The organism is Microbacterium sp. zg-B96, assembly GCF_030246865.1.
In the GTDB taxonomy this organism is placed as follows: domain Bacteria; phylum Actinomycetota; class Actinomycetes; order Actinomycetales; family Microbacteriaceae; genus Microbacterium.
The window spans coordinates 2,126,048-2,147,648 of sequence record NZ_CP126738.1; the positions used below are offsets into that span (position 1 = coordinate 2,126,048).

The following is a 21,601-nucleotide window of genomic DNA, read 5'->3' on the forward strand; positions in this document are numbered from 1 at the left end:
CCGGTCACAGCAGATCGGACGGTCCCCTGAAACGAGGATGAGCTCGATGACCTCCTGGCCCGAGATGGACGGCATTGCCTACGGTGGCGATTACTCGCCCGAGCAGTGGTCGCGTGAGACCTGGCGTGAAGACGTCGCCCTCATGCGCGAGGCAGGGGTCAACCTCGTCAGCATCGGGATCTTCTCCTGGGCGCTGCTGGAGACCAGCGAGGGCGTCTTCGACTTCGGCTGGCTCGACGAGATCGTCGAACTGCTGCACGACAACGGCATCCGCGTCGACATGGGCACCCCGACCGCTTCTCCCCCCGCGTGGTTCTTCGCCGCTCACCCCGACGCCCGGGTGGTCACCCGCGACGGCGTCACCCTGGGCTTCGGCTCCCGCGGCATGGCATCACACTCCGCCCCCGCCTACCGCGCGGCGGCCGTGCGCATCGCCACCGAGCTGGCCCAGCGCTACGGCAACCACCCCGCCGTGGTGCTCTGGCACGTGCACAACGAGTACGGCGTCCCCGTCGGCGAGGACTACTCGCCCCACGCCGTGCGCGAATGGCGGCTGTGGCTGCAGCAGCGCTACGGCTCGCTCGACGCGCTCAACGCCGCCTGGGGCACCGCCTTCTGGGGCCAGCACTACACCGACTGGGAGCACGTCGGCGCCCCCGCCGCCGCCCCCACGACGGTCAACCCGGCCCAGCGCCTGGACTTCGCCCGGTTCACCGACCACCAGCTGCGGGCCTGCTTCATCGCCGAGCGCGACGCGATCCGCGCGCACAGCGACCGCCCCATCACCACCAACTTCATGGCCAACCAGCACAACGGCTGCGACCTGTGGGCGTGGGCGCGCGAAGTGGACATCGTCTCGGACGACCACTACCTGTGGGCGGCCGACGAAGAGGGCGAGATCGGGCTGGCCATCGCCGCCGACCTCACCCGCTCGGTCGGCGGCGGGGCACCGTGGATCCTCATGGAGCACTCCACCTCCGCCGTCAACTGGCAGCCGCGCAACGTCGCCAAGCGCGCCGGCGAGATGGCCCGCAATTCCCTCTCGCACCTGGGTCGCGGCGCCGACGGCATCCTCTTCTTCCAGTGGCGCGCCTCCCGTTCGGGCGCCGAGAAGTTCCACTCCGCGATGCTCCCGCACGCCGGTACCGCCTCGCGGGTCTGGCGCGAAGTGGTCGACCTCGGCGCGAAGCTGAACCGGCTCGCCGAGGTCCGCGGCTCACGCGTGCACGCCGACGTCGCGATCCTGTGGGACTTCGAGTCCTTCTGGGCGCAGGACCTGGAGTGGCGCCCCTCGGAGGACGTCGGACACGACGAGCGCATCCGCGCCTACTACGAGCGGCTGTGGCGCGACGGCATCGCGGTGGACTTCGCCCTGCCCGGCCACGACCTGTCCGGCTACAAGCTGGTCATCGCCCCGGCGCAGTACATGCTCTCCGCCGTCGACGCCGACAACCTCAACCGGTACGTCGAGGGCGGCGGCACCCTGGTCGTGTCTTTCTTCTCGGCCGTGGTCGACGAACACGACGCCGTGCACGCCGGCGGCTTCGGCGCTGTCCTGCAGCCGGCCCTGGGCATGCGCGTCGAGGAGTACCTGCCGCTGCGCGAAGGCGCCGCCGGCGTGCTCGACTGGAACGGGCAGCGCCTGGCGGCCGACGTGTGGCAGGAGGATCTCGTGATCGCCGGCGCCGACGTGCGGGCGACCTACCTCGACGGCCCCGCAGCGGGCAAGCCCGCCATCACCCGCCACCAGCACGGTGCGGGCGTCGGCTGGTACGTCAGCACCCGACCGGATGCCGCGGGGCTGGCGGCCATCATGGCCGACGTCTACGCCGACGCCGGCCTCACCCCTGCGGGCCTGCCTGCCGGAGTCGAGATCGTCCGCCGCCGCCGTGAAGACGCGGAGTACCTCGTCGTCATCAACCACACCACCGAAACCGTTTCGGTTCCCACAGAAGGCGTCGAATTACTGACGCAGAGCGAGATCAACGGCATGCTGTTGCTGGCGGGCGGCGACGTCGCCGTCATCCGCACCGTGTCACGGGAGCTGACCTGACAGAAGTACCCGTTGCGGCCGACCGGCCCAACACCCACAAAACGGTCGTAAGGGCGCGACTTCACCCGAGGCGCGCAGGATCGACCATTCACGGAAGGAAAACCCATGCGCAAGCTGGGATTGGGCGTCGTCGCACTCGCGTCGACCGCCATTCTGCTGGCCGGCTGCTCCGGCGGCTCCACGCCCGAAGAGTCGGACACGGCAGAGGGCTCGGGCGCCGAGCTGACCATCTGGACCGACGAGAACCGCGAGCCTGCCATCCAGGCCGCAGCCGAGGCTTTCGAAGAAGAGACCGGCGCGAAGATCAACCTGGTTCAGAAGAACTTCGAGGACATCCGGGCCGACTTCATCGCCCAGGTTCCCACCGGTGAGGGCCCCGACCTCACGATCGGCGCACACGACTGGCTCGGCTCGCTCGTCGCGGCCGGTGTCGTGGACACCCTGGACCTCGGTGAGAAGGCCAGTTCGTTCGAGCAGGTCGCCGTGGACGCGATGACCTACGACGGTCAGCTGTACGCGCTGCCCTACTCGCTGGAAACGATCGCGCTCGTGCAGAACACCGACCTCGTCGGTGAAGAAGCCCCCGCGACGTGGGACGACATGGTCGCCGCCGCAACGGCAGCCGGGGCCGCACGCCCCATCGTCATCAACACCGTCGGCCAGAAGGGCGACGCCTACACGATGTACGGCTTCCAGACGTCGTTCGGCGCTCCCGTGTTCGTCCAGGACGACACCGGCTCCTACACGGCCGAGGTCGGCATGGGCGGCCCCGCGGGCGAAGCATTCGCCACGTGGCTCGGCGGCAACGGCGATGCCGGCACCGGCATCATCTCCACCACGATCGACTACGACACCAACAACGAGCTGTTCGCCACCGGCGAGGCCGCGTACACCGTGCAGGGTCCGTGGGCCATCGAGGCGCTGACCGCCCAGGGCGTCAACGTCAAGGTCAACCCGATCCCGACCGCCGGTGGCGAGACGGCCGCTCCGTTCGTGGGTGTGCAGGGGTTCTACCTCAGCTCGCAGAGCGAGAACGCACTCTTGGCGCAGGAGTTCCTGACGAACTACATCGCGACCGACGAGGCGCAGAAGGCGCTGTATGACGCCGACCCGCGCATCCCGGCGTGGAGCACGCTGGCCGAAGAGGTCTCGGGCGACCCGATCATCGGCGGGTTCGTCGCCTCGTCGCAGAACGGCGTTCCGATGCCGTCGATCCCCGAGATGGGCGCGGTCTGGGACCTGTGGAACGCTGCGCAGGTGCAGATCATCAACGGCGCCGACCCCGTGTCGACGTGGAACCAGATGGTGACCGACGTCGAGACGGCTGTCGCCGGCTGACATTCTGCGGGGCGGGAGGTTCTGCCTCCCGCCCCGCACCCCTCGTACCCGCGAGCCCGAGACGGAAGAAGAGCACATGTCGATCACCCAGGAAGCCGTCGCCTCGCCGGCGCCGCAGGTTCCCAGGCCCACGCCGGAGTCGCACGCCCGCAACTGGCGTGGCGTCGGCTGGGGCTTCATCGTGAAGCTTCTGCTGATGGCGGTCGTCAACGCATTCGGCATCATGGCCGCCCTCGGCGCGTTCACCGCGCAGTCGTGGCTGCTCCTGAGCGTCGCGGTGCTGCTGCTGGTGGCCACGAACGTCGTGTATTTCACCAAGCGCGCCCTGCCGATGAAGTACCTGCTGCCGGGCCTCATCTTCCTGCTGCTGTTCCAGGTGTTCATCTTCGTCTACACCGCCTACATCGCCTTCACCAACTACGGCAGCGGGCACATCGGCTCCCAGGAGCAGGCAGTGGAGGCCGCCCTCATCCAGGGCGAGCGCCGCGTGGACGACTCCCCCACTTACCCCCTCACGATCGTCGAGCGCGGCGGTGAGTACGGCTTCGCCATCGTCGACGAGGACGAGGATGTCCTCGCCGGCACCACGATTGAGCCCCTCGCCCAGGTCGACGGCGCCCGCATCGGCGACACCGGTGCCGCCATCGAGGTGCCCGGCTGGACGGTCGTGCCCCGCGCCGACCTGCTCACCGACCAGGCCCTGCAGCAGACGGTGCAGAACCTACGAGTGCCGGTATCGGACGACCCGAACGACGGCTCCATCCGCACCCGCGAAGGCACGACCGGCGCGGTGTACACCTCCACCCTCGTCTGGGACGAACAGGCGCAGACGATCACCGACACCACCGACGGCACGGTCTACGCGGCCAACGACCGCGGCAGCTTCGTCGCCGAAGACGGCACGGCGCTGACCACCGGCTGGTCCGTCAACGTCGGGTTCGACAACTTCATCCGCCTGTTCACCGAACCCCGGCTGCTGCAGCCGCTGCTGATGGTGGCGGGATGGACGTTCGCGTTCGCCATCCTCTCGGTCGGCCTCAGCTTCGGTGTGGGCCTGCTGTTCGCGATCATCTTCAACGACCCGCGGGTGCGGGCACGCAAGTGGCTGCGGACGCTGTTCATCCTCCCCTACGCCTTCCCGGCGTTCATGTCGGCGCTGCTGTTCCGAGGCATGTTCAACGCCGAGTTCGGCGTGATCAACGAGCTGTTCTTCTTCGGCGCCGAGATCAGCTGGCTCGGTGACCCCACGCTGGCCAAGCTCGCCGTGCTGTGGGTCAACGTGTGGCTGAGCTACCCGTACTGGTTCCTGGTGTGCACCGGCGCACTGCAGGCGCTCCCGGCCGACACCCTGGAGGCCGCGCAGCTGGACGGCGCCGGCAAATTCCGCCAGTTCCGGTCGATCATCCTGCCGCTGCTGATGGTGTCCACCGCACCGCTGCTGATCTCGTCCTTCGCGTTCGCCTTCAACAACTTCACGCTCATCTACATGTTCAACGCCGGCGGACCATCGATACCGGGCGCGCCGTACGCTCTGGGGGCCACCGACATCCTCATCACGGCGATCTACGACATCGCCGGCATCTCGGGGGGCAAGGCGGACTATGGCCTGGCCAGTGCCCTGTCGATCGTCATCTTCATCATCGTCGGCGTGATCTCCGCGATCGCCTTCCGCCAGACCCGCAAGCTTGAGGAGTACCAGTGATGTCCATCACGACCCAGCAGGCTGTTCCCACCGCACGTGCGGCACGCGCCGCCGAGCCGCGACGGCCCGGCAGCCGGCGCCGCTGGTTCCTGGACGTGGGCTGGAAGTACCTCGTCGCCCTGGCGATCATCTTCTACGCGGTGTTCCCGCTGGTGTACGTGCTCTCAGCGTCGCTCAACCCCCACGGCACCCTGTCGGCGGCCAACGCGCTGTTCTCCGCCATCGACCTGTCGAACTACTTCGCTCTGGCCGAGACGAGCTACTGGGCATGGGCGGGCAACAGCCTCATCGTCGCCGGCGTCTCGTCCGTCGGGGCGGTGCTCATGGGTGCCTGCGCCGCGTACGCGTTCTCGCGGTTCCGCTTCTCCGGGCGCCGCGTGGGCCTGACGACACTGCTGATCGTGCAGATGTTCCCGCAGGCGCTCGCGTTCGTCGCGATCTTCCTGATGCTGCTGGCCGTCGGCGAAGTCATCCCGGCGCTGGGGCTGGACTCCAAGCTCGCCCTCATCTGCGTATACCTGGGCGGGGCACTGGGGACGAACACGTTCCTCATGTACGGGTTCTTCAACACCATCCCGGTGGAGATCGACGAATCGGCCAAGATCGACGGCGCCACCCACGCGCAGATCTTCTGGCAGCTGATCATTCCGCTGGTCACGCCCATCCTCGCGGTCGTGTCGCTGCTGGCCTTCATCTCCGCGTTCGCGGACTTCGTCATCGCCAAGGTCGTGCTGGTGTCCGAGGACAACTGGACCCTCGCCGTCGGCATGTACCAGTGGGTGTCCAACCAGCTCTCGTCGAACTGGGGCCTGTTCACCGCCGGCGCGGTGCTCGGCTGCATCCCGGTGCTGGTGCTGTTCCTGCTGCTGCAGCGCTACATCGTCGGCGGCCTCACGGCCGGCTCCGTCAAGGGGTGACGCGACCCTCGCGCGAGCTCAGCGCTGCGGCGTAGAGCTCGCGCGAGGACAGGCCGGATGCCGCGGCCACCTGGCCCGCGGCATCCTTCAGCCGCACCCCGTCGGCGACGAGTTCCAGCACCTGAGCGAGGGCGTCCTCCGGATCGACGGCCCGGGCCGCCGCGCCGGCGACCACGACCACCACTTCCCCCCGCACGCCGCCGGAGGCCCACCCGGCCAGGGCGGCGAGAGAGTCCCGGACGATCTCCTCGTGCATCTTCGTGAGTTCGCGGCAGACCGCCGCCGGGCGATCGGCGCCGAACGCCTGCGCCATCGCGGCGAGGGTCACCGCCAACCGCGATGGCGCCTCGAAGAACACCATCGTGCGCCGCTCGGCGGCAAGTCCCCCGAAGAACGATCGCTGCTCCCCCGCCTTGCGCGGCGGAAAACCCTCGAACGTGAACCGGTCGGTGGGAAGTCCCGACACCGCCAGTGCGGTCAGCACGGCGCTGGGTCCCGGGATCGCGGTGACGGTGACACCCAGCTCCACCGCGGCGGACACCAGGCCGTAGCCGGGATCGCTGACCGTCGGCATCCCCGCCTCGCTCATGACCAGCAGGTCCTCGTCCCGCGCGAGTTCGGCCAGTTCGCCGGCGCGCGCCTTCTCGTTGTGGTCGTGCAGGGCGATCAGCCGCGGCCGGTTGGTGACCCCAAGACCGGCGAGCAGCCGCTGCGTCGTGCGGGTGTCCTCGGTGGCGATCACCTTCACCGTCTCGAGAGCTTCGACCAGGCGCCGCGAGGCGTCACCCAGATTGCCGATCGGGGTCGCCGCGAGGATGATCATCGAGCCAGCATAAGGTGGTGACCGTGACCGCCGAGCCACTGCTTCCCGAGGCGACGTCGTGGTACGACCGGGTGTCCGCGCGGATCACCGGCGACCCGCGCCTGCGGCGGCGGCTGGGCTGGATCGTGCCACTGGTGATCACGCTCGTCGCCGGCATCCTGCGCATGTGGAACCTCGGCCACCCGCACGAGATCGTCTTCGACGAGACGTATTACGTGAAGGATGCCTGGAGCCAGTGGAACCTCGGTTACGCCGCGACGTGGCCCGAGGATGCCGACGCGGGCTTCGCGGCGGGCGACACCGAGGCGTTCGCTCCGGTGGGCAGCTTCGTGATCCACCCACCGCTGGGCAAGTGGATCATCGGCGCCGGGATGGCGCTGTTCGGGCCCGATTCCTCGTTCGGGTGGCGCATCGGGGTCGCGGTGGCCGGCACCGCCGCGGTGCTGGTGCTGTACGTCGTGGCGCGCCTGCTCACCGAGTCGATGGTCTTCGCCGCCCTCGCCTCGGCCATGTTGGCGATCGACGGCCTGGCGATCTCGATGAGCCGCGTGGCGCTGCTGGACACGCTGCTGATGTTCTTCGTGCTGGTGGCGTTCTGGTTCGCCCTGCTGGACCGGCGGGGGCACCTGCACCGGCTCGCCGCGGCCATCGCCGCGCGCGACCACGGCGAGCCGCTGACGTGGGGCCCGGTGCTGTGGAACCGCCCCTGGCTGGTGGCGGCAGGCACCGCGGCGGGCGCCGCGGCGGCGGTGAAGTGGTCGGGGCTGTGGGTGCTGGCCGCGATCGGCATCTATGCGGTCGTCACCGACGCCCTCGCCCGACGCCGCCTCGGCGTGTGGCAGTGGCCGGCGGATGCCGTCCGGCAGGGGGCGGCATCGTTCGTGCTCCTGGTGCCGGTGGCCGCGGGGGTCTACCTCGCGTCGTGGACGGGGTGGCTCGTCACCGACGAGGGCTACGGCCGGCACACCGCCGACACGGCACCGGCGACGGGAGCGTGGGAGTGGGTTCCGCCTGCACTGCAGAGCCTGTGGCAGTACCACGAGGGGATGTACGCCTCGGCCGCCGGCATGCAGACCGCCCACGGCTACGCAAGCCCGGCATGGCAGTGGCCGCTGCTGCTGCGGCCGACGTCGATGTTCGCCGACCGCACCGCCGACGGCGAGGCGGGCTGCGACGCCGCGAACGGTTGCATGGAGATCATCTACAGCATGCCCAACCCGCTGCTGTGGTGGGCGTCGATGGCCGCGATCGGGTACCTCGTCTACCGCTTCATCAGGTCGCGGTCCTGGCAGGACGCGTTCGTGCTGACCGCCATCGCGGCCACCTACGCCCCGTGGCTGTTCTACCCCGAGCGCACGATCTTCCAGTTCTACACGATCGTGATCCTGCCGTTCTCGCTGCTGGCGCTCACCTTCGCCCTCCAGGCGCTCGCCGCGCCGCATCATGCCGACGCCGCGCGTCGGCTGGCAGGGCAGCGCGTGGTGGTCGTGTTCCTCACCGTGTCGGTGCTCGTGTCGGCGTTCTGGTATCCGCTGGTGACGGCGATGAACGTGCCGTACGACTTCTGGCAGCTGCACAACTGGATGCCGGGCTGGATCTGACGCAGCCGACCGCCGCCCCCGCCCTAGGGTGGAGAGGTGTTCACCTACAACGTGCCGAGCCAGACGGGGACCGCCGGATTCGCGATGGTCGCCGACCGGTTCCTGCTGGTCGTGGCGGCCGGGGTCGGCGACGTGTTCGCCCTCGAGTTGTGGAACACCCTCTCCAACGGCGACGCCGCCCTGGAGGACGCCCTGTCGGCGCTCGCCCGGCGCGGCATCGAGCGACTCCCCGATTTCGCGCTGGTGGAGCTGGTCGACTCGCGGACGAGTTCGGTGAGCGTGGCCGTCCGCGGCTCCGCCACCGCTCAGTTGCACGGCCAGGAATCGACCACCCTCGCCGGGGCGGGCGTGGGCACCTGGGTGGAAGGATCGGCCCAGCGGGTCGCGGGCATCGCCCTCACGCTGGCCGGGTCGCCCACCGGGTCCCTCCTGCCGCTGGGTCGCGGGGTCGTTCGAGCCGATCGGCTGCAGTGGGGCACCGTCCCCGCCGGCGGGTCCCATCCGGCACCCGCCGCACCGCCGGCACGAGAACTGCCGGCGTGGGCTGCCGACCTCGACGATCCGCACAGCACCATGGCGGTGGACCGCGAATCGCTGGCAGAACTGGTCGCCGGCGCGTTGGACGACCACACGCAGCTCGGTGCCGTCCGTCGCCGCGGGCCGCGCCCGATCACGCGCCGGTTCGTGGTCTCGCTCGAGGGCGGCCGCGTGCTCGAATTGGACCTGCCCGTCGTGCTCGGGCGGGCGCCGGAGCCGGCCGCACACCCCGGCGCACGGCTGGCCTCGCTGCCGTCGCCGCGCCGCGAGGTGTCCGGCACACACGTCGAGCTGCGGCTGGACGGCGAGCAGCTGCTGGTGCGCGACCTCGGTTCCACCAACGGCACGGTGGTGCGCCACGCCGATGGTTCGGCAATGCTGTTGCGCGGGGGTGCCACGGCGCGGCTGACGGAGGGCGCGCTGCTGGACATCGGCGACGGGAACGTCGCCCGATTCCACGCCGCTGAGTGAGGCTGGATCGTGATTTCCGGCCGTACCCAGGCTGTGTTAGAACTTTCTAAGGAAGCAGGGATCCGGGGGGCCTCTGCTTCGGCATGGTTGCCCCCGTCGACTTCCATGAGGTGAGGTGACCGGGTGGCGAACAGGCTTCCTTCCGCGCCGCCGGTGCTCGCCGGATTCACCTACGTGCGCCCCCTGGGGACCGGCGGATTCGCCGACGTGTTCCTGTTCGAGCAGAACCTCCCCCGCCGCCCGGTGGCGGTGAAGGTGCTGCTGGAGGACATCGTCGACGAGGGCCTGCTTCGCATGTTCAACGCCGAGGCCGACGTGATGGCGCGGCTGAGCTCGCATCCGTCGATCCTGACGATCTACGAAGCGAGCATCTCCTCCGACGGCCGCCCCTACCTCGTGATGGAGTACTGCCCCACCTCGCTGACCAACCGCTACCGGCGCGAGGTCATGCCGGTCGCGGAGGTGCTGCAGCTGGCGGTGAAGATCGCCGCGGCGCTGGAGACGGCTCACCGTTCGGGGCTGCTGCACCGCGACATCAAGCCGTCCAACATCCTGGTCACCGCGTTCGGCTCCCCCGTGCTCAGCGACTTCGGCATCGCCGCGGCCGTCAACGGACGCACCGGCACCGACGAGGTGTTCGCGATGAGTGTGCCGTGGAGCGCCCCGGAGATCGTGGACGAGCGCGTATCGGGCTCGATCCCCGCCGAGATCTGGGGGCTCGGTGCGACGGTGTACTCCCTGCTGGCGGGACGCAGCCCGTTCGAGCGTGCCGGCAGCGGACAGAATTCGCGCGAGCAGCTGAAATCCCGCATCCGCCGTGCGTCTTACACCCCGATCGGCCGCCCCGACGTGCCCGCCCGGCTGGAGACGGCGCTGGCCCGCTCCATGAGCAAGGATCCCGCCGCCCGGCACGCCTCCGTCGCTGAGTTCGCGTACGACCTGCAGCTGGTGCAGCACGAGCTGGGCCTGCCGCACACCGCGCTGGATGTCGCCGTGGACGAATGGGCGATGGCGGGCACCGCCATCGACTTCCAGGACGACCGCGCCCGGGGCCCGGTGCGCCCCAGCGTCGAGCGGGCCGTCCGGCGCCCGCCCCGGGTCGCGCCGCCGCGCCGCGGTCGCGACGAGGGAACCGTGCTCGCCGGCGCCCGGCCGCGGCGGGGCAAGGGCATCGCGGCGCGGGTCGTCCTGATCTCCTCTGCCGCGGCGGTGCTCGTCGCCGGCGGCGTCGTGACCGCCGTGCTCGTGCTGACGGGTGGTCGTTGACGTGTCCGCCGCCACCCCCCGTCGTGCGCGACGCGGCAACTGGCTCGGCGCTGCCGCCGTCAGCGCCGTGGTCGCCGTCGTCGCGACCCTCGCCGTGGTGTGGCCGGGCTATGACGCACAGCAGACGCCGCTGGACGACGCGACGGTCTGGGCGATGCAGAACGGGGCCGGCAGCGGCTACGCGCGGGTGAACCTGGAACTGGCGGAGCTGGACACCGTCAAGCAGGTCGAGAACGGCAGCTCCCTCGCGCAGAGCGGTGAGCGGTTGTTCGTCTTCAGCGACGCCGACACGCAGTTCGCCGATGTCGACATGGCCACCCCCGCCGACCTCACCGCCGAAGCCGAGGACGCCTTCGCGCCGACGCCTGCGGGCACCACCGACATCGCCGCGGCCGGGGACTACCTCGCCTACCTCACCGAGACGGGTGCCGTGTACGGTGCCACGCTGTCGGGCGCGGGACGCACCGTGAGCGTCGACCCTTATGCCGACGTCGAGGCGGAGGAGGGACAGGAGCGGCCCCGTTTCGTCGCCACCGCCGTGGCGGTCGACCCCACCGGCATCCTCTATGCGTACTCCGCCACCGAAGGCCGCGTGATCCGCGCCGACGCCGCGACGGGCAGCATCGTCGGCGAGGACGCCACCGCCCGGTCCCCCGCGGATGCGCAGCTGACCGCCGTCGACGGCCGCTGGGTGCTGCTGGACGAGTCGACCGGCGGCTTGCTGCTGCGCGACCGGGCCGAGGAGGTGCCGACGGATGCCGCGGGCGGCGCGGTGCTGCAGCAGTCCGCCGTCACCGGCTCGGACGTGTTCATCGCCGATACTCAAGGTCTCATCCAGGTGCCGCTTGATTCGCTCAGCCCGGCCCGGGTGCACTCCGGCGGGGGCATCCCCGTCACCCCGGTGACGCTGGCCGGCGCCGTGCATGCGGCGTGGCTGTCCGAGGGTGACGGCGGCGGCACACTGTGGTCCAGTACGACGGGCGAGGCGGTGCCGCTGGACTACGCCGGCGCCGACATCGGCGACGGCCTGGATCCCGTGTTCGTCGGCAACGGCTCCCGGCTGGCGCTGAACGAGCGGCAGTCCGGGTGGGTGTGGACCGTTCCCGACGGACAGCTCGTCCCCTCATCGCAGGCGTGGGACCTGGAGGAGCCGACCGAGGTCGAGCAGCAGAACGATGTGGAGGCCGAGCGGGTACTGGACCCGAAGCCCCCCGTCGCCGTCGACGACGCGTTCGGCGTGCGCGCAGGCTCCGTCGCTGTGCTCCCGGTGCTGCTGAACGACCACGATCCCAACGAGGACGTGCTCAGCATCGATCCGGCCTCGCTGGAGAGCGTGGACCCCGCATTCGGCACGGTGTCCATCGCGGGGGCGCAGCAGCAGTTCGTGCTGAACGTCGCCGACGACGCCACCGGGTCCGCGACGCTGCGGTATCGCACCACAGACGGCACCACCACCGACGGCCTGCTGTCGGGCACCGCGACCGTCACGATCACCGTCGTGTCCCCCTCCCAGAACAGCGCACCGGTGTGGTGCGGCGTGGAGGGGTGCCTGGCGACTTGGCCGTCTCCCACCGTCGCACCGGGGGCGACGGTGAGCGTGGACGTGCTGGACGGCTGGGTCGATCCCGAAGGCGACCCCATCTACCTCGCCGGCGCGGCGAACGACGCGGCCGCCGGCGGCACCGTCACCACGACGCCCGGCGGCACCGTGACCTATCAGCATCCCGATCCCAACGCCGCCGACGCCGTCACCGTGACGCTGGGGCTGACGGTGTCCGACGCGTTCGGCGCGACGGCGGACCGTCCCCTGACGATCGGCGTCACACCCACCCCCGACCTCACCGCGGAATCGTTCGCCGTCGTCGGTGTCGTGGGCGAACCGGTAGCGGTGGACCTCGCGCCCTACGTCACCGGCGCGACCGGTGCGCTCATCCTGTCCAAGGCGGTCGCACTGGATGAGGCCCGTTCGTCGGTCACCACGAACGCGACGGGGCTGAGCATGCTCTTCAGCGCCACCGAGGCCGGCTCCTACCTCGTGCAGTACACCGTGCGCGACGACCGCGGCGAGGTCAGCGCGACGGTGCGGGTGACGATGAGCCCCGCGGACGCCGCGACCATCTCCACGCCGCCGCTGACGGCGTTCGTCCGCCCGAACGAGGATGCCACGGTGGATGTGTTCCCTGCCGTGGCGAATCCGGCCGGACTCGTGCTCCTCGTCAGCGACATCCGCCCACGCAGCGACCCGCTCGCGTCGTTGAGCGTGGACCTCGTGGGTCAGAGCATGCTGCGGGTCAGCGGATCAACCGATGACGGCCAGCCCGGTCGGCTCGGCGTGGTGCGCTACACCGTGTCGGACGGCACCGGGTCGCCCACCGCGAGCGCGCACGGCGAGCTGACGGTGATTCTGCTGCCCTCCCCCGCCGCCGACCCGCCCATCGCCGTCGACGATGCCGTCACCGTTCGCGCCGGCGCCCAGATCGACATCCCGGTGCTGTCCAACGACAGCGCCCCCTCGGGTGCGCTGATCGCGGTGGACCCCTCCCTCATCGTCAACGAGAACAGCGCCGGACTCGCGTTCGCGACCAGTCGACTGGTGCGTTACCTCGCCCCGACGGCTCCGGGCACCTACGGCATCGGGTACACCATCTTCCGGCTCGGCTTCCCCGAGGTTGTTGACACCGCACGGGTGATCGTCACGGTCGTCGGCGATGAGAGCAACCAGGCCCCGGTCCCCCACACCCTCGAGGGTCGCGTGCTCAGCGGCGAGACCGTGCGGATCCCGTTCACCTCCTTCGAAGTCGACCCGGACGGCGACACGGTGACGCTGGATCGCATCACTTCCCAGCCCGCCGACGGCTCCGCCACGATCGCACCGGAAGGCGACGCGATCGTGTACACCAGCCCGGCGGAGTTCAGCGGTCAGGTGCGCTTCGGCTACCAGGTGCGCGACTCCCAAGGAGCCACCGGCGCCGCGGAGGTCCGGGTGGGCGTGCTCGACGGCCAGTCGGACCCCAGCCCGGTGACCTATAGCGACTACATCCAGATCCAGGCCGGTGCGACCGCCGAAGCGGTGGTGCGCCCCGGCGACAACGACGTCAACCCCGGCGGTGGTGAGCTGGAACTGGTGGCCGTGGAGCCGAATGCGCCACCGGACTCGGATGAATTCACCGCGCTCCAGGCGCGGCTGGGCGCCATCGATGACGGTCAGGTGACGCTGCGAGCCGGGGAGGAATTGGGGACGTTCTCGTACTCGTACACCGTGCGCAACGATTCCGGTGACACCGCGATCGGGCTCATCGTGGTGAAAGTGGTCCGCGGCCCCGTGCCGGACTTTCCGATCGTGCGCGACACCGCGCTGACGATCGAGACGCGCGAGGAGTTCCCCCGCGGCGTGGACGTGCTCACCGGCAAGGTGTCCTGGAACGCCGGCGACGTCTCCGGGCTGGAACTGTCGCTGTGGGGATCCCACCCCGGCATCGAGGTCGACGGCTGGGAGATCTCCGGGCAGATCCCCGATGAGACCCTGCTCATCCCGTTCGAGGTCACCGGCACCGCCTTCGACGGCACCGAGGTGAATTCCTATGGCTTCCTGCGGGTGCCGGGCGACCGCGATGTGCGGCTCAGCCTGCGCACCGCGATGTCCTCGCTGGATGTGAAGGAGAAGGAATCGGTCGAGCTGGATCTCGCGGAGGCGGTCGCGATGCCCTCCGGGCAGGCGATCGACGTCGACGGCGGCGGCGTACGTGCCGGCGGGGCGCGCCCGGAGGCATCCTGCACCCTGGTATCGGGCACCACCATCCGCTATTCGGCCGGCGCGGGCGCTCCCTGGACGGACAGCTGCGTCGTGCCGGTGAAACTGCAGATCCAGGACCAGTACACGTTCCTCACGGTGCACATCGACGTGGAGGCGGAGATCCCCCAGCCGGTGCTGCGCAGCGCCTCGGTCGCCGTCAGCCCCGGCGCCACCATCGAGTACGACCTCCGCGGAATGGTCGACTGGGCCGGCAAGGAGGACTGGGACGCGGTGCAGTACGCCACGACCTACCGCGGCGACCAGTTCGTCGTATCGCAGTCCGGTTCGCTCGTCTCGGTCACCGCGAAGGATGCCTCCCGACCCGGCCGTGAGGAGCCGGTGACCGTCACCCTCCCCAGCCACCCCGACGCGCCGGCCGCCAGCCTCATCGTCACCGTCGGTCCGGCACCCTCGACGCTGCCCAAGGGAGGCACCGCCGTGCAGCGCTGCTCGCAGTCCGGCGGCACCACCTCGTGCACGATCTCGGTGATCGGCATGTCCGGCGAGATCAACCCGCTGCCGGGCACCCCGCTCACACTGGTCTCGGCGGAGGGGCCGGCCAACTGCGCCGGGGTGAGCTTCACCCGCGCCAGCGACACCGCGGTGCGGGCCAGCTGGGCTACGGAGGCCGCGGGGGCGGCGGACTGCACCGGCTCGTTCGTCGTGCAGGATGCGCAGGGCCGCCAATCCAGCGGGGACCGCAACGGTCAGGTGATCCTCGACCTCCACGGCCTGCCGGCCGCCCCCACGCGACTGGACTGGACCGGTTTCACCGCAACCACCGTGACCCTGCGCGTCATCTCGGCCTCCTCGTCCTACCCCGGCGTCGAGGGCTACCGCATCACCGCCGGCGGCCGCGTGGTCGCCACCTGCGCGGCTTCGGGCGAATGCCCTCCGATCGACGCGCCCACCGGCGAGCGCATCGCGTACGAGGCGCGCGCCTTCAACTCCGTCGGGGACTCCCGCAGCAGCGTCGGCACGACGGCGTGGGCGTACCGCGCGCCCGCCGCCCCTGCCGGAGCGGAGTTCACGCCCACCCCCAACGGCTCCACCGGCGGCGTCGCGACGATCACGGTGACCGGCGTCGACCCGTCCTCCGGCTTCGTGCGCCTCGCTGGCGGCACCGGCGGCGAGGTCACCGAACCGGTGCGAGGGAGCACTGTCACGTTCCGCGACTATGTGATCGGCTCGAACTCCCCCACGACGCTCACCGCGACCGCCCTCACCCGCTTCGAACTGCCGCCGATCCCCGGCGGCACCCCGACCGGCGGGACGCATTCGTTCCAGGCTTACGGCATCGGCGCACCCAGGCTCGAGTTGACGGTGGCCGCATCCACGACCGGTGACCCCGGCTCCATCACGGCGACGGCCCGGGTCACCGCCAACGGCGTCGGCGAGCGCATCCTGGTCGGGTTCACCGATGGGCGCGGCTGCCGCCCGTCCGAGGCGATCGACGCCCGCGGTGCCACGGTCACCCACGTGTTCGAGAACCGGGACCTGTGGCTGCCGGTCACCGTCACCGCCTGCGCGGTCACCGAACGCGGCGACCGGTTCGGCACCACCGAGGCGTCGCAGACGGCCACCCCGATCGCCGGGATCGACCAGCCCACCGGCCGGGCGACGTACACGGTCGAAGGCGGCTTCTCCCGCAACGGCAGCCAGTACACCTGGGATCGCCTCACCGGCATCCCCGACCTCGATGCGAGCCGCCTGTTCGAGGTGCGCTACCGTGCCGGCGGTGTCGAGACGACCGATTTCCGCAGCCTGTTCGCCCTGGGTGCCAACCCCGGACCGATCGAAGCGTTCTCGTGTCACAACCTGTTCGGCTGCAGCGCGCCGGGTGTCGCGGTGACGCCCACCGGACCGGCATACACCGCCCGGGTGACCTTCCCCACGTCGTGTCGCAGCGACCAGCCCGCCCCGGGCGCGACGGTGCTGGCCAACCCGGCCGACTACACCGTCGCGGTCACGTCGACGCCGGCGGATGCCGCGGGCGTCGTCACCCACACCTACACCGTGACGTGGCGGGGCGCGCTGACCGGGCTCGCCTCGCTCACGACGGAATCCGGCGCCTACGCGCTCGCCTGCGAGCCGCCGCCGCCCGCGCCCGCGCCCGTGCCCGTGCCGCCGCCGGTGACCGTCCCCGTCCCGCCACCGACGACCCCGTGATCTTCGCGACCCGCGTACCCGCGCTTCCCCCCGAGAGGACCCCATGACCATCACCGCCGAGCAGACCGCCTGGTTCCAGGAGACGTTCGCGCAGCTCGTCGACAACGTGGAGCAGGTCGTGCTCGGCAAGCGTCACGTGATCGAGCTCGCGTTCACCGCGATGGTCTCCGAGGGGCACCTGCTGCTGGAGGACTTCCCCGGCACCGGAAAGACGTCGCTGGCGCGTGCGATGGGGCAGACCGTGCAGGGCACGAGCACCCGCATCCAGTTCACCCCCGACCTGCTGCCCGGCGACGTCACCGGCATCACCGTGTACGACCAGCGCCGCGGCGAGTTCGACTTCCACCAGGGCCCGGTGTTCGCCAACATCCTGCTGGCGGACGAGATCAACCGCGCCTCGCCGAAGACGCAGTCCGCCCTGCTCGAGGTCATGGAAGAGGGCCACGTCACCGTCGACGGCGTCACCCGCCCGGTCGGCGTGCCGTTCCTGGTCGTCGCGACGCAGAACCCCGTCGAGCAGGCCGGTACCTACCGCCTCCCCGAGGCGCAGCTGGACCGGTTCCTGCTGAAGACATCGCTGGGCTACCCCGACCACGCCTCCACGGTGCGCATCCTCGAGGGCACCGGCACGGTGCGCCGCGAGGTGGAGCCGGTCATCACGCCCCAGGGTGTGGTGAGCCTGGCAGACGTCGCCCGCGACGTGTACCTCAACCCCCTCGTGCTGGACTACATCGCCCGCCTCGTGGAGGCGACCCGACTGGCCACCGAGGTGAAGCTGGGCGTGAGCGTGCGAGGCGCGATCGGCCTGACCAAGGCTGCGAAGACCTGGGCGGTCGCGCACGGCCGCGGCTATGTGACCCCCGACGACGTCAAGGCCCTCGCCGAGCCGGTGCTCGCCCACCGGCTGATCCTCGACCCCGAAGCGGAGTTCGACGGCGTCACCGCCGGCGCGGTGATCGGACAGGTGCTGCTGGACACCATGCCGCCGAGCCAGCGGGATACCGTGTGAGCCTTCCGTCCGAGTCCCGCCTCACCCGCACGGTCGCATCCACCGGCGGCACGCACGCGCACACCCGCTACGCCACGTCCCGCTCGACCACCGTGCTCGCGGTGCGGGGCGAGCGGGTGTGGCGCCGGGTGCGCGGCGCGGTCGTCACCGGCTGGCAGGCGCTGGCCGAAACGGTCACGGTCGCCGGCTGGCTGCTGCTGACCGCCGCGGCGGCGGGGCTGGGTCTCGGACTGGCGTTCGGCTGGCTCGAGTTCGTCGTGATCGGCGTGATCGCCGCGGCGTTGCTCGTGCTGTCGGTGCCCTTCCTGTTCAGCGCGCGCTCGTACGACGTCGATCTCGCCCTCGGGCATGACCGCGTCGTGGCCGGTGCCCAGGTGCAGGGGACGCTGCGAGTCGTCAACACCGGACGCGGGATCGCCCTCCCCGGCCGCATCGACGTGCCGGTGGGCGAGGGCCTCGTCGACGTGTACGTTCCGCTGCTGCGGCACGGGCATGAGCACGAGCAGCAGGTGGTCGTGCCCACCCACCGGCGCGGGGTGATCACCGTGGGCCCGGCGCACACCGTGCGCGGGGATCCGCTGGGCATCCTCAAGCGGGAAGCCACGTGGGACGACACCCACACCCTGTACGTGCACCCGGTGACGACCACCCTGCGCAGCACGAGCACCGGGTTCATCCGCGACCTCGAGGGATCCGCCTCACGCACGATCGTCGACGCCGACATCTCGTTCCACGCCATCCGGCAGTACGTGCCCGGCGACGCCCAGCGGCAGATCCACTGGAAGTCGACGGCCAAGACGGGCACCCTCATGGTGCGCCAGTACGAGGAGACCCGCCGTTCGCGCATGGTGATCGCGCTCGCCCTCGCCGAGGGCGAGTACGGCAGTGACGATGAGTTCGAGCTGGCCGTCAGCGCCGCCGGCTCCATCGGCATCCGCGGCATCCGTGACGGCCGTGACGTCGACGTCGTCGTCGGCGGCGAGGTGCCGGAGTTCGCCCGCAGCACCGTGCGCACCATCCGGGAACTGGCGACGCTGAGCACGCGCACGCTGCTGGATGACCTCGCCGGTGTCGAGCGCACGCCGCTGGTGGGACCGCTCACCGGCGTCACGTCCCTGGCGCGGGAGACCCATCCCGACGCGTCCATCGCGTTCCTCGTGTGCGGCTCGACGCAGACCGCCCGGTCGCTGCAGGCCGCGGCGCTGGCGTTTCCCGCCGAGGTCGCCGTGGTCGCGGTGGTGTGCAACCCCGAGGCGGAGCCGGGCTTCCGCCGGCTCGGCACGATCTCGGTGATGACGATCGGGCTGCTCGATGATCTGCGTCAGCTGCTGGCGCGGGGAGCGCAGTCGTGAGCGCCGCGCCGGCGCTGCGCCGACACTCGCGCCGCCGGTCCGCGACGGTGTCGGTGCGCTTCCTGGCTGTCAACGCGGTGCTGCTGGACGCACTGTTCCTGGTCGGGGCGATCGCGGTGTGGCCGCTGTACCGGGACTCGGCGTTCCTCGTCGTCGTGGCGGCGGCGTTGGTGCTTGCCCACCTGATCGCCCTCGCCGGGATGCGGTGGCGCTGGTCGGGGTGGTGGGTGGCGCTCGCGACGATGGGGACCTACATCGTCAGTGGGGTGCCGCTGGCTGCGCCCAGCGCCCTCAGCCGGCTGGAGACCGTGCTGCCGGCATTCCTGGGTGTGCTGACTGCCCCGGTGACGGGCTGGAAGGACCTGCTGACCCTGGAACTGCCGCTGGGCAGCTACCAGACGACGCTCGCCCCGGCCCTGCTGCTGTTCCTCGCGATCCCGGTGGCCGCACTGTCGCTGGCCTGGCGGTCTCCGCGGCTGTGGGTGGTGGCCGCGCCGCTGGGGCTGCTGCTGACCGTCTTCGGCGTGCTGTTCGGCGCCGCCACGCTCAGCAGCCCCGTCGTGGGCGGCGTGCGCGCGCCCGGCGCCGTGGAGTTGTTCGTGGGCGCCGCCGCGGTGCTGCTCGCCCTCGCGTTCACCGTCTGGCGCACCCTGCACGAGCGACGCCGCGCGCTGCGGGCGGCGGAGCGGGCCAGTGGCGTACGCACCACGGGACGCACCGGTTCGGCCGTCGCCGGCCGGGTCACCATCGCCGCGGGCATGGTGCTCGCCGCCCTCGCCGCCGGCGCCGCCGTCGCCCCCTGGGCGCTGGCAGGGCAGTCCCGAGACGTGCTGCGCTCGGGCATCGATCCTCGCGTCGAGCTGGCCGCTCAGCTGAGCCCGCTGTCGCAGTACCGGCAGTTCTTCTCCGATGAGCAGTTCGACACCGTGCTGTTCACCGTCGACGGGGCAGCCGGCGCCGACCGAGTGCGGCTGGCGACGCTGTCGTTCTTCGACGGTCAGGTCGCGCGCGCCATCGATCCGGCCGCGGGCGTGGCAGACCAGACCACGGCGTTCGTGCGGGTACCCGCGAACCTCCCCGCCCCCGACGGCACGACAGCCACGACCGCAGACGTGAGCATCGGCGCGTATGAGGGCATCTGGGTTCCCACTGTCGGCTCGCTCACCGCCATTTCGTTCGAGGGCGGATCGGGCGCCGACCGCTCCGACGGCTTCTTCTACAACGCCGAGACCCGGATGGGTATCGCCCTGCCCGAACCCGGGCTGCGGCCGGGGGCGACGTATCGCCAGCAGGGCGCCATCGAGGACGAGCCGCGCAGCTTGACACAGCTGACGCCCGGCCGAGACACCCCGCAGCTGGATGCAGCGCTGGTGCCGGAGAGTCTCACCGACTGGATCGGCGCGCAGGAGGCCCCGACCGGCGGTGAGGGCCTGCAGGTGCTGATCGATCGGCTGCGGGCGCGCGGGTTCCTCAGCCACGCGCTGCTCATCGACGCCGAGGATCCCGCGCTGTGGACCACGCAGCTGGGCGCTTACACGTTCGAGCCGAGCCGCGCGGGGCACTCCACCGACCGCATCGATCGCCTCTTCACCGCCCTGCTGGACCGGCAGGAAGACGTCGGCGGCACCGACGACGCTGCCCTGGTCGCCGCCGTCGGCGACGACGAGCAGTTCGCTGTGGCCGCCTCGATGATCGCCGACCAGCTGGGATTCGCCTCCCGCATCGTGCTGGGCGCGCGGCTGGTCGACGGCGGCGACCCGGCGGCGCTGCCCGCGTGTGTGAGCGGTGAGTGCCGCGGCGAGAACATGTCGGCGTGGATCGAAGTGCAGGATGCCTCCGGGGCGTGGGTGAGTGTGGATGTGACACCCCAGCACGAGGTGAGCATGAGTCCCGAGCTGGAGCAGCGCCGCGACCCGCAGAACCCCACCGACGTGCGCCAGGAAGTGGCCGAACCCGTGCTGCCTGCCGAGGCGAACCCCGCCGACAGCGGTGACCGCGACGACGACGACACCACCACCGAGGCCGATCTGTCCGCGCTGTGGGCGGCGCTGCGCATCGCCGGCATCACGCTGCTGACCCTCCTGGTGCTGGTCGGGCCGTTCCTGCTGGTCGTGCTGCTCAAGACGCTCCGACGGCGCGCACGCCGCGACGCAGACGATGTGGTCGAACGTTTCACCGGCGGCTGGGACGAATACGTCGACACCGCAGTGGACCACGGCTACCCCACGCCGCGCACCCAGACCCGCACCGAACTGGCCGCCGGATACGCCGGCGAGGCGGGCGGAGACCGCGGCACGATGCTGGCCGAGTGGGCCGATCGATCCGTGTTCGCCGCCACCGCCCCCAGCGCCGACGACAGCGAGCGCTTCTGGCAGATCGTCGACGAGGAGCGAGCACGCTTCGCCGCCGAAGGCGGCTGGTGGGCGCGGCTGCGGGCACGCCTGTCGCTGCGCTCCTTCCTGCGTTCCACCCGCACGCGCGGGCGCCAGTGGGCCTCGTCAAGGCGGGCTCGTGAACGCCGCTAAGGTGTGCAAGGCGATGCGCGCAGTCAGTGGCGGATACCGGATTTC

12 protein-coding genes are annotated in these 21,601 nt (G+C 70.9%); 11 read left to right on the forward strand and 1 reads right to left on the reverse strand.

Features of this window, described 5'->3' with window-relative positions; translation table 11 throughout:
• The first annotated feature begins 37 nt into the window (after positions 1 to 37).
• The 4 genes from QNO11_RS10015 to QNO11_RS10030 all read left to right on the forward strand — a co-directional run bounded on the left by QNO11_RS10015 (position 38) and on the right by QNO11_RS10030 (position 6,010).
• Complete coding sequence (locus QNO11_RS10015) at positions 38 to 2,053, forward strand: beta-galactosidase (RefSeq protein WP_257508417.1); 2,016 nt, start codon at positions 38 to 40, stop codon at positions 2,051 to 2,053.
• 105 nt (positions 2,054 to 2,158) lie between these two features.
• A complete protein-coding gene (locus QNO11_RS10020; protein WP_257508416.1) occupies positions 2,159 to 3,391 on the forward strand; it encodes a sugar ABC transporter substrate-binding protein in 1,233 nt (410 codons plus the stop codon).
• Positions 3,392 to 3,467: 76 nt separating this feature from the next.
• Positions 3,468 to 5,093, forward strand: a complete 1,626-nt coding sequence (locus QNO11_RS10025; protein ID WP_257508415.1) for an ABC transporter permease subunit — start codon at positions 3,468 to 3,470, stop codon at positions 5,091 to 5,093.
• Entirely contained in the window at positions 5,093 to 6,010 is a 918-nt protein-coding gene (locus tag QNO11_RS10030; protein WP_257508414.1) for a sugar ABC transporter permease, read from the forward strand. The genes QNO11_RS10025 and QNO11_RS10030 overlap by 1 nt, the downstream gene beginning before the upstream one ends.
• Here the strand turns inward: QNO11_RS10030 and rsmI are convergent.
• Positions 6,000 to 6,833, reverse strand: coding sequence for a 16S rRNA (cytidine(1402)-2'-O)-methyltransferase (rsmI, locus tag QNO11_RS10035; RefSeq protein ID WP_257508413.1), 834 nt, complete (start codon positions 6,831 to 6,833; stop codon positions 6,000 to 6,002). The two genes, QNO11_RS10030 and rsmI, sit on opposite strands and share 11 nt — an antisense overlap.
• Before the next feature lie 23 nt (positions 6,834 to 6,856).
• Here rsmI and QNO11_RS10040 point away from each other — a divergent pair, with 23 nt between their 5' ends.
• From QNO11_RS10040 to QNO11_RS10070, 7 genes are all read left to right on the forward strand, one after another.
• Complete coding sequence (locus QNO11_RS10040; RefSeq protein ID WP_308211131.1) at positions 6,857 to 8,434, forward strand: dolichyl-phosphate-mannose--protein mannosyltransferase; 1,578 nt, start codon at positions 6,857 to 6,859, stop codon at positions 8,432 to 8,434.
• 36 nt (positions 8,435 to 8,470) lie between these two features.
• Positions 8,471 to 9,442, forward strand: a complete 972-nt coding sequence (locus tag QNO11_RS10045; protein ID WP_257508412.1) for an FHA domain-containing protein — start codon at positions 8,471 to 8,473, stop codon at positions 9,440 to 9,442.
• Between the two features lie 123 nt (positions 9,443 to 9,565).
• The gene (locus tag QNO11_RS10050) at positions 9,566 to 10,708 is read left to right on the forward strand and encodes a serine/threonine-protein kinase (RefSeq protein ID WP_257508411.1); all 1,143 of its coding nucleotides are present in this window, start codon (positions 9,566 to 9,568) and stop codon (positions 10,706 to 10,708) included.
• Position 10,709: 1 nt separating this feature from the next.
• Entirely contained in the window at positions 10,710 to 16,670 is a 5,961-nt protein-coding gene (locus tag QNO11_RS10055) for an Ig-like domain-containing protein (protein ID WP_257508410.1), read from the forward strand.
• A 43-nt stretch (positions 16,671 to 16,713) separates the two neighbouring features.
• Positions 16,714 to 17,679, forward strand: a complete 966-nt coding sequence (locus QNO11_RS10060; protein ID WP_257508409.1) for an AAA family ATPase — start codon at positions 16,714 to 16,716, stop codon at positions 17,677 to 17,679.
• Positions 17,676 to 19,031: a DUF58 domain-containing protein gene (locus QNO11_RS10065; protein WP_257508408.1), complete on the forward strand. Its 1,356-nt coding sequence runs from the start codon at positions 17,676 to 17,678 to the stop codon at positions 19,029 to 19,031. The genes QNO11_RS10060 and QNO11_RS10065 overlap by 4 nt, the downstream gene beginning before the upstream one ends.
• Complete coding sequence (locus QNO11_RS10070; RefSeq protein WP_257508407.1) at positions 19,028 to 21,556, forward strand: transglutaminase domain-containing protein; 2,529 nt, start codon at positions 19,028 to 19,030, stop codon at positions 21,554 to 21,556. Before QNO11_RS10065 ends, QNO11_RS10070 begins: the two co-directional genes overlap by 4 nt.
• The last annotated feature ends 45 nt before the right edge of the window (positions 21,557 to 21,601 follow it).